The organism is Microvirga massiliensis (assembly GCF_001006805.1).
Classification (GTDB): Bacteria; Pseudomonadota; Alphaproteobacteria; order Rhizobiales; family Beijerinckiaceae; genus Microvirga; species Microvirga massiliensis.
The window spans coordinates 517,908-530,253 of record NZ_LN811353.1; the positions used below are offsets into that span (position 1 = coordinate 517,908).

A 12,346-nucleotide genomic window follows, 5' to 3' on the forward strand; every position below is an offset into this window, starting at 1 on the left:
ACCGGGTTCGGGTTGATGAGGAAGAGTGCCGGGGCCTGGCTCGTTGCGGGCTGGGCCGGATTCGCGCTGCTGCCCTGGTACGAGACAGGCTCATGGCCCTGGCCGGCGGGCGTTGGCCATGCGGAAAGCGCGCTGGCCCTTCTCGCAACCGGCCAGGCAATGTGGCTCCTGCCGATCGGTCTGGCCCTTGTTGTGGCGAGCTCGGCTCTCCTCCCGACGGCCCGCCGCGAGAATGCGGCCCGGTGGCTCGTCATCAGCGGCGGCGCCGGATTGGGCCTGCTGATCCTCCAGGCCTTCGCGATCGGCCTGAACGGTTGGGCGTTTCCCAACCTCGATGCGCTTTTCGGAGCGCCGGGGCCTTCGCAGGCCGGAATCGGCCTCGGCGCGGCCCTCACCGCGCTCGCTCTCCTGATGATGCTGTCCTACGGGCTCGCCGGGCTCGGATGGTGTCGCGGCGACGCCTTCGTGGTCGGCGCGATCGCACTCGTGGTCTCGCTGATCACGCTGTTCGTGTTCTATCCCGTGCTCCGCATCCTGACGAGCGCCGTCGAGGATGATGCGGGGCACACATCTCTTTCGGTTTTTGTCGGGAAGCTGTTCGACCCGTCTATCTGGGGACTGGACTGCCTGACCTCGAACCTCAACTGCGGCGTCGCCTGGAACACGCTTTTCCTGGCCTTGCTCGTGGCTGGCGGGACGACGCTTCTCGGCCTGGCCTTCGCACTGATTGCGACCCGGACGGCTTTTCGCTTCAAGGGCGTGCTCCGCGTACTGACGGTGCTCCCGATCATCACGCCGCCTTTCGTGATCGGCCTGGCTCTGATCCTGCTGTTCGGGCGCTCCGGCGCGGTATCGGCCTTTCTCTTCGAGACGTTCGGCATTCCGCGCAGCCGCTGGATCTACGGCCTCCCCGGCATTCTGATCGCGCAACTTCTCGCATTCACGCCAATCGCCTTTCTCGTGCTGATCGGCGTCGTGCAGGGCATCAGCCCGTCGCTCGAAGAAGCTTCGCAGACCCTTCGGGCGAAGAGCTGGACGACCTTTCGCACGGTGACGCTGCCGCTCATGCGACCGGGCCTCGCCAATGCGTTTCTGCTCGGGTTCATCGAAAGCATGGCCGATTTCGGAAACCCGCTCGTGCTCGGCGGAAACTACGAGGTGCTGTCGACGAAGATCTTTTTCGCAGTTGTCGGAGCGGCGCACGACCAGGGACGAGCAGCCGTCCTCTCTCTCATCCTCCTCGCCTTCACGCTCGGAGCGTTCTGGCTGCAATATGCCTGGCTCGGCAAGCGCGTCTACACGACGGTCACCGGCAAGGGCGATGCCGGAGTGACACCCCCGCTTCCCAGGCCGGTCGCCTGGCTCTGCTTCGCGACGGCCATTCCCTGGGCGATCTTCACGTTCGCGATCTACATCATCATCGTGTTCGCGAGCTTCGTGAAAACCATGGGCTACGACTACACGCTGACGCTCGAGCATTTCACAACCGGGTTCCGCATCGAGCAGACGCCGCGCGGGCTCTTCTTCTCCGGAAGCGCCTGGAACTCCCTGTTCACCACCATGGAGGTTGCGCTCCTGGCGGCGCCTCTCACGGCACTCGTCGGGCTTCTCACAGCTTATCTGCTGACGCGCCAGAATTTCATGGGCCGGCGCGCCTTCGAGTTCGGCACGATGCTGAGCTTCGCGATTCCCGGAACCGTCGTCGGCATCAGCTACATTCTCGCTTTCAACGTGCCGCCCGTCGAGATCACCGGAACGGGTCTCATCCTCATCATCTCCTTCGTGTTCCGGAACATGCCGGTCGCCGTGCGCTCCGGCATCGCCACTATGAGCCAGATCGACAAGAGTCTCGACGAGGCCTCTCTGACCTTGGGCGCGCGCTCCTTCGCGACGGTCCGCCGGGTCATCATGCCATTGCTGCGGCCGGCCATCGTCGCGGCGCTCGTCTACAGCTTCGTGCGCGCCATCACGGGGGTGAGCGCCGTGATCTTCCTGGTCTCTGCGGAGTACAACATGGCGACGACCTATATCGTCGGGCGCGTGGAGGCCGGCGAGTTCGGCCTCGCCATCGCCTATTCGACGGTTCTGATCGCCGTGATGCTGGTCACGATTCTCATTTTTCAGGGGCTCGTCGGCGAGCGCCGGCTCGGGCGTCGCGCCGAAACGAGGACGATACCGACGCCGGCTCCCGCCGTTGCGACGCGCTGAGGATGCGAACGAAGATGAACAAGCGCGGTCCGGCCTCCGTCGAATTCCGATCCGTCACGAAGCGCTATGGCGCCGTGACGGCCGTCGACGACGTATCCTTCACGATCGAGCCGGGCACGCTCGTCACCCTGCTCGGGCCGTCAGGTTGCGGAAAGACCACGACCCTGCGTCTGATCGCGGGGCTCGAGATGGCGACGTCCGGAACGATCGCGATCGGTGGCCATGACGTCACGAACCTGTCCGCCTCCGAGCGGGACGTGAGCATGGTATTTCAATCCTATGCGCTCTTCCCGCATATGAGCGTGATCGAGAACGTCGCGTACGGCCCGACCGTGCAGGGCTTGCCCAAACGCCAGGCCCGCGAACTTGCGCTCGAGAAGCTCGAACTCGTCGGGTTGCAGGGGCTCGAGAACCGCTCGCCCTCCGAACTCTCGGGAGGTCAGCAGCAGCGCGTGGCCGTGGCGCGAGCCCTCGTGCTGGAACCGCAGGTGCTTCTCTTCGACGAGCCGCTGTCCAACCTCGACGCCAAGCTCCGGCGCCGCGTGCGCGACGATATCCGGGAACTGCAGCAGAACCTCAATCTGACGGTCGCTTATGTCACGCATGATCAGGAGGAGGCGCTTGCGGTCTCCGACCGGATCATCGTCATGTCGAATGCACGGATCGCACAGACCGGCACGCCGCGCGAGCTCTACGAAGAGCCCGCGAGCCTGTTCGTGGCGGACTTCATCGGCGATGCGAATCTCGTCGATGCCGAGCTCCTGGAGGAGCGGGGTGATCGCGCCCTCGCGCGCTTCGGCCAGCTCGAACTGGAGCTCCCACGCCGCGGTGCGGTGTCCGGCTCGATCAAGCTCGCCGTCCGCCCCGATGCGGTCATGATCCACCGCACCCGTCCTGCGCGCGCAGCCATCGAAGCGCGCATCGCAAAGGCTGCGTATCTCGGCAAGCACATCGAATACACGGTTGCGAGCCGGATGGGCGATTTGTTCGTGATCGACCGGGCCGAGCGGCAGCCGGTGAGCCCCGGTACGGAAGTCTGGCTGAGCTTCGCAGAGCGGGACGTCACGATCATTCCGGCCTGAGCGACGCGCGAGGTCAGTTGCAGGGAGCGGCCGGATCGGGAGTGCCTTGCTTCCGCCAAGGATTGCGCGCCTGATGGAGGAATGAGGCGTATGCAAGATCATTCCATGCCCGTGTCAGGCCGGCGGGAGGTGCTCCTCGGCAGCCTTGCCATCGCCTCGACCCTGATCCTCCCGGCGACCGTTCGCGCGCAAAGCCGGACGCTCGTCGTCACGCCCGCCCAGACGCCCGGGCCCTTCTATCCGGACCAGTTCCCGTCCGACGTCGACAACGACCTCGTCCTGCTGCGGGGCGCCGAGGCCCGCGCCGAAGGAACGATCACCCACGTCATGGGGCATGTCCTCGATTTACGAGGGCAACCGGTTCCCGGCGCGCAGGTCGAGATCTGGCAGTGCGATGCACATGGACGGTATCTCCACCGCGCAGACCGCGGTACGCGCCCGCGCGATACCGCCTTCCAGGGATACGGGCGGACGACGACCGGTGGCGACGGTGCCTATCGGTTCCGTACGATCCGTCCCGTCGCCTATCCGGGACGGACGCCGCACATCCATTTCGCCGTGCGGGCGCCGGATCGGCCCGTTCTCGCCACGCAGATGTATGTAGCCGGCGAGCCGCTGAACGAGCGGGACGGGCTCTATGCGAGCCTGCGTGATCCGCGCCAGCGCGCGGCCGTCACGGTGAGGCTCACCGAGGCGAGCGGGATCGAGAACGGTGCGCTCGCAGGCACCTTCGACATTGTTCTGGCCGGGTAAGCGGGGCGCCACGAGCAGAATCGAAACATGTGCTCCTTCAAGACGTTGGTTCAGACCAACCGAGGAGCTTTGACATGGCGAAGCAGCAATCGAGGGCCCAGAAGGAAACCGTCGGTCGCGTCATGCACGAGTTCAAGCATGGCGAACTCAGGATGCGCGGCACCGGACCGAAAGTGAAGAATCCGAAGCAGGCGATGGCGATCGCCCTGCGCGAGGCCGGTGCCTCGGAGCATCAGAGCCGGAGCGAAAAGCAGAAGGCGCTGCGCAAGACGAAGGCGAAGGAACGCCGCGGCGAGACGGCCAAGGCGCGCAGCGAGGGCGGGAAGACCCGCACCGAACTCTATGCGGAGGCCCGGCGGCGCGACATTCCGGGCCGGTCGAAGATGAGCAAGGCCAAACTGGAGCAGGCGTTGCACCGGTGAGCGTGTGCTCACGGGCGTTTGGCGCCAGGATTCTGGATTGCTTCGCCTCCGGCTCGCAATGACGGGGTGAGTCCGGCGCTCACGCCTTCCCCGTCATTGCGAACGAAGTGAAGCAATCCAGACAGCGCAGCGTCTGGAGGTCAACCCTTCTCGATCACGGCGCAGGCGATGCGTGCGCCTGCCTGGCCCGCGGGCTGCGAGTGGTAGTCGTCCGGGTTGGCGTGGACGACGAGGGCCGATCCGTCCTGGTCGAACAATCCGCCTTCCTCGTCATCGAGCGTCACGCTCGGGTTGATGACGTGGGCGCGCAACTTGCCGTCTGGTCCGACGAACTGGTTGGGCATGTCGCCGACATGGGGATCGCCGTCGGAATTGTAGCCGTGCTTCTGGTCGGTGAGCGAGAAGTGGCTGCCGGCCGAATCGAAGTTGGTGTTCGGGTCGCATTTCCCAATCTGGTGGATGTGAAAACCGTGCTCTCCGGGCGGCAATCCGGAAATCTCCACGTTGATCAGAACGCCTCCGGCCGTCTCCGTCAGCGTCGCGCGGCCGATCTGCTGGCCCTTGGCATCGATGAAGGTGGCGTGGGCCTTTTCCGGTGACTGCGCGGCGGCTGGCACCGTGAGTGCGAGCAGGCCCGCCGCACAGAGCATCATTCTCCTCATGTATCTCTCCTTCTTCTGCAGGGCAGCTTCCGTCGACGTGATCGGGGCGCGGACGCCCGGTGATTCGCCGCTCGCGGGAGCCTACGCCTAATGTCGATCATTGGCGGCGGTTCCGTGGCGGACAGTCTGCGGCAGGACGTGCTCTCGCGAGACACCACTTCCGCGTGCAGCGTAGCAGATAATGCCGAAGCGGCGCGTTGGCGATATCCTTTTCGGCGCACGGGACTTCGCGCGAGCGATCACTCACCTGTATCGGGTGCGAGCGCAACGAGGAGCATTCCGGCCGGTACCGTTTGCCCGGATGCAGTGTGAACGGTGGCAATTTCGCCGTCACGCGGCGCAGTCACGGGGAGGAACAGCTTCATCGATTCGAGCACGATCAGCACTTCGCCGGCTCTGATCGGTTGGCCGGGACGAACCTTCACTTCGGCGACGATGCCCGGCATCGGTGCGAGGATTGCGTCGGATCCGCCCGCGGCCGTTTCGCTCCGAGACCGGGTGTGATTTCGGATGGCGGCGCTGTATTCCACCGCGCCGATGCGGACCCAGACCTGGTTTCCATCGACCACCGCGATCCCTTGCTCGGCCCCACCCTCCCATGCGAAGCGAAGCAGGTTCTCCTCGCGCCGGATCCTGATGGGGCCCGCCTCGTCCGCGACGGGGGTGAGTGCGTCACCTGAAATCGTAATCTGCGCAGCTCGTTGCTCGCCCTCGATCTCTACCGGCACTTCCCGGACCGCCGGACGGCCGGCACTCCCGAGGAGACGGAAGCCGTGAAGGCTCGACCACGGCGTTGGCGTTGTGGATGTCCGCTGCTCCAATTCCGTCCAGCACCAGAGTGCCGCTGCGATGTCCTCAGCCCGTTTCGGTGGGAGGGAGGGACGGGTCCATCCGCCTGGGAAGCAATCCGCCAGGCTTCTGGTGCGCGATCGGCCCGAAGCGAAAGGCTCGTCGTCCACGATACTCTCGAGGAAGGCCCGGTTGGTCGCAATTCCGAGCACGACCATCTCGTCGAGCGCCGACAGGAGCCCGTGGCGCGCCTCGTCCCTTGTCCGGCCATGCGCGATCACCTTCGCGATCATGGAATCGTAATGGACCGTGACCTCCGACCTGGTCTCGACCGCCGAATCGATTCGGATGGCGCTGGGCTCCCGCCACGCAATGATCCGTCCGGTCGCCGGAAGATAGCCGGCTTCCGGTCGCTCGGCGGTGAGGCGCGCCTCGATCGCATGACCATTGATCCGCAAGTCGGCCTGCCGGAAGGGAAGCATCTCGCCAGAGGCGATCCGGATCTGCAACTCAACGAGATCGAGTCCGGTGATCATCTCGGTCACGGGATGCTCGACCTGAAGCCGGGTGTTCATTTCCAGGAAGAAATGCTCGCCTGTCGCTCCGTCGAGCAGGAATTCCATCGTGCCGAGATTGCAATAGCCGATCGCTTTCGCGAGGCGCACGGAATCCGCAAGGAGACGGGCACGGATGTCGTCGGCGAGATTGGGGGCAGGCGCTTCCTCGAGGATCTTCTGGTTGTTGCGCTGAACGGAGCAATCGCGCTCGAAGAGATGCACCACGTTTCCGTGGTGGTCCGCTGCGACCTGCACTTCCACGTGCCGTGCATCGCGGATCAAACGTTCGAGGAGGAGGCGATCGCTACCGAAGGCGGCAAGGGCCTCGCGTCGCGCGGCTTCGATGTCGCGCGCCATCGTATCGGCATCTTCGACGATGCGCATTCCTTTCCCGCCACCGCCCGCCGACGCTTTGATGAGAAGAGGAAAGCCGACCTCCTTACCTGCTGCGATGAGCGTGGAGTCGCGACCGTCATCACCATCGAAGCCCGGGATCGTCGGAACGTCGGCTCGCCGTGCGAGACGCTTCGCCTCGATCTTCGAACCCATGGCCGCGATCACATCTGCTGGTGGCCCGATGAAGACGAGTCCAGCTTCTTCGCAAGCGCTCGCGAAACCTGAGTTCTCCGAAAGGAAGCCGTAGCCGGGATGGATGGCGTCGGCCCGGCTCTGGAGAGCCGCTTCGATAATCTTATCGATACGCAGATAGCTGTCACGCGCGGGCGCCGGCCCGATGTGAACGGAGCCGTCAGCCTCCCGCACGAACGGTGCATGCCGATCGGCATCCGAGAATACGGCAATGGTGCGGATGCCGAGGCGTCGGCAGGTCCGGATGATGCGGCGCGCGATCTCGCCGCGATTGGCGATCAAAATGCTGCGGATCATCGTGGCTACATCCGGTAGACGGGACGTGGGTTGGAATCCCGCTCCTCGCCTGCCGCCAACGCCAGGCAAAGCCCGAGGACGTCGCGGGTCTGCGCGGGCTCGATGATGCCGTCGTCCCACAAGCGCGCCGTCGCGTAGTACGGATCGCTCTGTTCCTCGAACTGGGCGCGGGTGCGCGCATCGATTGCAGCTATGTCAGCCTCGTCGGCCTTGCCGCGGCTGATGCTCTGGCGCCGCAGATCCGTCACGACGCCTGCGGCGATTTCGGGGCTCATGGTCGCGATGCGCGCATTCGGCCAGGAGAACAGAAATCGCGGCCTGAACCCGCGCCCGCACATGCCGTAATTGCCCGCGCCGTAGGAGCCCCCGATGAGGATCGTGTATTTCGGGACCCGGGCGTTGGATACGGCATAGACGAGCTTGGCGGAGTGCTTGGCGATCCCGCCTCGCTCGGCCTCCGTGCCGACCATGAAGCCCGTGATGTTCTGCAGGAAAACGAGCGGAATATGTCGCTGGTCGGCGAGCTCGATGAAATGCGCGCCCTTGAGCGCGGATTCCGAGAAGAGGACGCCATTGTTGGCGAGAATCGCGACTGGGTGGCCGTGAATCCGTGCGAAGACACAGACGAGCGTTGCACCGTAATCCGGCTTGAACTCGTGGAAGGCGCTGTCATCGACGAGGCGGGCGATGACCTCCCGGACATCGTAGGGCTGCTTGAGATCGGTCGGAACGATGCCGGCGAGTTCGGCGGGATCGTGTCGCGGCGGCGCCGGAGCAAAAGGTGGCGGCGTGATCCGACGCAGATCCCCGAAGGCGGACACGATCTCCCGCAACTTGGCGATCGCCGCGCGTTCGTCGGCCGCGGCGTGATCCGAAACTCCGGAGACCGTCGTGTGCATGTCGGCGCCGCCGAGCGTCTCGCCATCCACGACCTCATTGATCGCGGCTTTGACGATCGGCGGTCCGCCGAGATGGATTCGACCGGTCCCGCGCACCATCACGACTTCATCGGAGAGCGCCGGAATATAGGCGCCGCCGGCCGTGGCCCCGCCGAAGACCACCGAGATCTGCGGGATGCCCGCCGCCGACATCCGGCACTGGTTGTAAAAGGTGCCTCCGAAATGGTCGCGATCGGGAAAGACGCGGTCCTGCTCTGGCAGGAAAGCCCCGCCGCAATCGACGAGATAGAGGCAGGGGAGCCGGTGCTCTTCAGCGATCTCCTGGGATCGGAGATGCTTGCGCACGGTCTCGGCAAAGAACGATCCGCCCTTCACCGTGGCATCGTTCGCGATGATCATGCAGGGCACGTTCTCCACGAGACCGATGCCGGTCACGATTCCGGCGGCAGCCACGTCTCCGCTATAGAGGCCATAGGCAGCAAGCGGGGAGAGTTCGAGGAACGGGCTGCCGGTATCGAGGAGCAGGTCGATCCTGTCACGGACGGGGATCTTGCCCCGCTGCCGGTGCCGCTCGACGAGAGCCGCGCCGCCGCCCGCCAGAGCCCCGCCCAGGCGCGCCCGAAGAGTTTCGGTCAGGGAGGACCAAGCGGACAGGTTGGCTGTGAAGGCTGGGCTCGTAGCGTCGACCCTGGACGGAAACGGGTTCACGGAAGGCACCGCAGTCTCGAGTGAGAGAGCATATTGACCGGCTGACTTTGACTACCTAACGTCTGTTAGGTCAAGTCGAACGAACATTGATCATCCGACCGGCAGCGGCGGGGACCCGCAACGCCCCTGCAGGAGCCGCCGCAGCGGATTGCCAAGAGAGGTATCATGGCAGCCAGCGCACAGACCCGCCACGAGAGTGGGCGAGCCTCACCCTGGTTCACGCCCGAGCACGAGTTGCTCCGTGACCAGGTCAGGCGTTTCGTCGACGAGGAGATCAAGCCGAACGGCGATCGCTGGGAGGAGGAGGGGTGCGTTCCGCGCGACGTGCTGCGGCGGATGGGGCAACTCGGGTTTTTCGGGATCCGCTATCCGGAGGAGTACGGCGGATCCGGCATGGACGTGCTCGCGACCGTCGTTCTCGCGGAGGAACTCGGACGCTCGACCTATAGCGGCGCTGCCATCACGGCTCTCGTCCACACCGACATGGCGTCGGTCCATGTCTGGAATGCGGGGACGAAAGCGCAACGGGATCGCTGGATGCCGGGCATCGTGTCCGGTTCGGTCATCACCGCCGTCGCCATCACAGAGCCGGAGGCTGGTTCCGATGTAAAGAGCATCCGCACGACCGCGCGGCGCGAGGGCGACAGCTTCGTCCTCAACGGTACGAAGCTCTTCATCACGAACGGGGTCCATGCGGATCTCTACTGCGTCGCGGCCAAGACCGATCTCTCAGGGCCGGCGAGCCGGGGCGTGACGATGTTCCTGGTCGAGAACGGCACGCCCGGATTTCGCGTCGGGCGTGCACTCGACAAGCACGGATGGCGCTCATCCGATACGGCGGAGCTCGTCTTCGAGGATTGCCGCGTTCCGGCCGAGGCCGTGCTCGGTGGGGAGGGGCGCGGCTTCTACGCCATCATGCAGAACTTCCAGAATGAGCGGGTCGTGCTCGGCGCAATGGCGATGGGCGAGGCGCAGGCAGCCATCGATCTCACGCTCGACTGGGTGCGCACGCGCAAGGCGTTCGGCGCGACGCTCTGGGACAAGCAGGCAATCCGCCAGAAGCTCGCGATGCTCGCCGCGAAGGTGGAAGCCGGACGCCAGCTCGTCTTTGCAACCGCCTGGAGGGTGGGGCAGGGCGAGGATGCCACGCGCGAAGTCTCCATGGTGAAGGCTTATTGCGGCGAGCTCGTCAACGAGGTGATGTATGCCTGCGTGCAGTTCCATGGCGGCATGGGCTTCATGCGAGGCAGCGCCATCGAGCGCATGGCACGGGATGCCCGCGTGCAGGCGATCGGAGGCGGAGCGACCGAGGTCATGCTGGAAGAGGTCGCGAAGCGCCTGTGAGCATGGCGACGGATCGGGCCGCGAAGCGCGCGGCAAATGAGGAGGCCGGGGGGAGTTCCGATCGAGGGCGACCGGATAATGCGCACGCGCTCATTCTCGCCGCCGCTGCAAGGCTGTTTCGCGAACGCGGCTATGCGGAAACCAGCTTGCGTGACATTGCAGCCGTGGTCGGCATCAAGGCTGGCAGCATCTATTATCACTTCGCCTCGAAGGAAGAGATCGCAACCGAGGTCATGAATGAAGGTATCCGCGTCGTCTCCGACGCGGTCACCGGCGCGCTCACGGCGCTCCCACGCTCGGTAAAACCGCCGGACCGTCTCAGATGTGCGATCGATACCCATCTTTCGGCCCTCCTCGAGGCGAGCGACTTCACCTCGGCCCACATCCGGATCTATGGCTACGTTCCGGCTGAGGTGCGGAAGGCAGCGGCGAAGGCACGTGCCGGATATGACGGAGTCTGGAAATCCCTCCTCGACGAACTCGCATCCTCGGGTCACATCCGGCCGGAGACGGACCACACGCTTCTGCGTCTTGCGATCCTCGGCACCCTGAACTGGTCCCTTGAGTGGTATGACGCCGAGGCCCGCTCCCCGCGCGAGATCGCAGCCGTGTTCTTCGACATCTTCGCGAGAGGAGCTCTCGTTCCCGGCCGCCCTGGGGCCCACCGGTGAGGGGCTCCTCAGGTGTTCCCCCGATGGCAACCCACCCATCGCCGGATTAGGCTTACTCCACTCCTTGGATACGGACTTCACTCTCATGCGCATGACGAGATCGAACGATGAAAGCTGACGAAATCGAAGAGGCCGTTGCCTGGCGGCGTGATCTGCATCGCCACCCTGAACTCGCATTCGAAGAGCATCGGACCGCGGACTTTGTCGCGCGCATGCTGGCTTCCTTCGGCTTGAAGGTTTCCACCGGGCTTGCCGGCACCGGTGTGGTCGGAACTTTGACGCGGGGCAGTTCCGCCCGGTCGATCGGCATCAGGGCCGACATGGATGCACTGCCGATCGAGGAACTCGGCGCCGCTCCCTACAAGTCTCTGCATCCGGGAAAGATGCATGCCTGCGGTCACGACGGCCATGTCACGATGCTCCTGGCGGCCGCCCGGGCCTGCGCGGAATCGGGGCAGTTCGACGGGACGGTTCATTTCATCTTCCAGCCGGCCGAGGAGAGCGAGGGTGGCGGGTGGCGCATGGTCGAGGATGGGCTGTTCAAGTCCTTCCCCTGCGATGCCGTCTATGGTCTTCATAACTGGCCGTCCCTGCCCGTAGGGTCCTGTGTCGCCCGCGACACCGCCATGATGGCGGCCCTCGGCATCTTCGAGATCGTGATTGAGGGCAGGGGATCCCACGGAGCGATGCCGCACGAGGGAGTCGATCCGATCGTGGCCGCGTGTGAACTGGGAGCCTCCCTGCAGACGGTCGTCAGCCGGAACGTATCCCCCTTGGAGCCTGCCGTCGTATCGATCACGCAGATTCACGCGGGCGATGCATGGAACGTCATTCCGGCGAGCTGCACTCTCAGAGGCACCACGCGCTGGTTCGACAATGCCGTTGGTGATCTCATCGAAACCCGCCTCATGGCTCTCGCGAACTCAGTCGCCGATGGTTTCGGATGCAAGGCGACGATCCGTTACGAGCGGCGCTATCCGCCGACGATCAACGATCCTGTCGAGGCCGCGTTCATTCGCTCGGTCGCGAGCGCCCAGGATGGGATCAGGGTCGAAGATGTAGCGCCGAGTATGGCCGCGGAGGATTTCTCGTTCATGCTGGAAGCCCGGCCCGGATGTTATCTCTGGCTCGGCAGCGGTCGCACTGGCTCCGATCCGGGCCTCCATTCGCCGTATTTCGATTTCAACGACGAGATCATTCCGCTCGGTGTCGATCTGTGGAGAAGCGTGGTCGAGACGAAGCTTGCGGTTGCTTGAGTATTTTTCGGGAGTGGCGACTTCTTGCGCCGGCGCAGCCACCCTCACCCGCCGCCCTTCGGGCGTCGACCTCCCCTCAAGGGAGAGGCAAACTTCACCTCTCCCCTTGT

10 protein-coding genes are annotated in these 12,346 nt (G+C 64.8%); 7 read left to right on the forward strand and 3 right to left on the reverse strand.

Going from position 1 to position 12,346, the window contains the following annotated elements; genetic code table 11:
* Nucleotides 1–15 precede the first annotated feature (15 nt).
* From BN1233_RS14965 to BN1233_RS14980, 4 genes are all read left to right on the forward strand, one after another.
* Entirely contained in the window at nt 16–2,208 is a 2,193-nt protein-coding gene (locus BN1233_RS14965) for an ABC transporter permease (RefSeq protein ID WP_046864342.1), read from the forward strand.
* 14 nt (nt 2,209–2,222) lie between these two features.
* On the forward strand, nt 2,223–3,290 hold the full coding sequence (locus BN1233_RS14970; protein WP_046864592.1) for an ABC transporter ATP-binding protein: 1,068 nt from the start codon (nt 2,223–2,225) through the stop codon (nt 3,288–3,290).
* Between the two features lie 105 nt (nt 3,291–3,395).
* Complete coding sequence (locus BN1233_RS14975) at nt 3,396–4,043, forward strand: dioxygenase family protein (RefSeq protein WP_187144296.1); 648 nt, start codon at nt 3,396–3,398, stop codon at nt 4,041–4,043.
* Between the two features lie 74 nt (nt 4,044–4,117).
* Nucleotides 4,118–4,465 (forward strand): DUF6496 domain-containing protein, encoded by a 348-nt coding sequence (locus BN1233_RS14980; protein ID WP_046864344.1) that lies wholly within the window; start codon nt 4,118–4,120, stop codon nt 4,463–4,465.
* Nucleotides 4,466–4,605: 140 nt separating this feature from the next.
* On the opposite strand, the gene BN1233_RS14985 is transcribed toward BN1233_RS14980, so the two are convergent.
* The 3 genes from BN1233_RS14985 to BN1233_RS14995 form a co-directional block, all read right to left on the reverse strand.
* The gene (locus BN1233_RS14985) at nt 4,606–5,127 is read right to left on the reverse strand and encodes a superoxide dismutase family protein (RefSeq protein ID WP_046864345.1); all 522 of its coding nucleotides are present in this window, start codon (nt 5,125–5,127) and stop codon (nt 4,606–4,608) included.
* Nucleotides 5,128–5,366: 239 nt separating this feature from the next.
* A complete protein-coding gene (locus BN1233_RS14990; protein WP_046864346.1) occupies nt 5,367–7,358 on the reverse strand; it encodes an acetyl/propionyl/methylcrotonyl-CoA carboxylase subunit alpha in 1,992 nt (663 codons plus the stop codon).
* A gap of 5 nt (nt 7,359–7,363) precedes the next feature.
* A complete protein-coding gene (locus tag BN1233_RS14995) occupies nt 7,364–8,965 on the reverse strand; it encodes a carboxyl transferase domain-containing protein (RefSeq protein ID WP_046864593.1) in 1,602 nt (533 codons plus the stop codon).
* A gap of 165 nt (nt 8,966–9,130) precedes the next feature.
* Here BN1233_RS14995 and BN1233_RS15000 point away from each other — a divergent pair, with 165 nt between their 5' ends.
* The 3 genes from BN1233_RS15000 to BN1233_RS15010 all read left to right on the forward strand — a co-directional run bounded on the left by BN1233_RS15000 (nt 9,131) and on the right by BN1233_RS15010 (nt 12,236).
* The gene (locus tag BN1233_RS15000; RefSeq protein ID WP_046864347.1) at nt 9,131–10,309 is read left to right on the forward strand and encodes an acyl-CoA dehydrogenase family protein; all 1,179 of its coding nucleotides are present in this window, start codon (nt 9,131–9,133) and stop codon (nt 10,307–10,309) included.
* A gap of 2 nt (nt 10,310–10,311) precedes the next feature.
* Nucleotides 10,312–10,980: a TetR/AcrR family transcriptional regulator gene (locus BN1233_RS15005; protein ID WP_048709224.1), complete on the forward strand. Its 669-nt coding sequence runs from the start codon at nt 10,312–10,314 to the stop codon at nt 10,978–10,980.
* A gap of 107 nt (nt 10,981–11,087) precedes the next feature.
* Complete coding sequence (locus tag BN1233_RS15010; RefSeq protein WP_046864348.1) at nt 11,088–12,236, forward strand: M20 aminoacylase family protein; 1,149 nt, start codon at nt 11,088–11,090, stop codon at nt 12,234–12,236.
* Nucleotides 12,237–12,346: the final 110 nt, after the last annotated feature.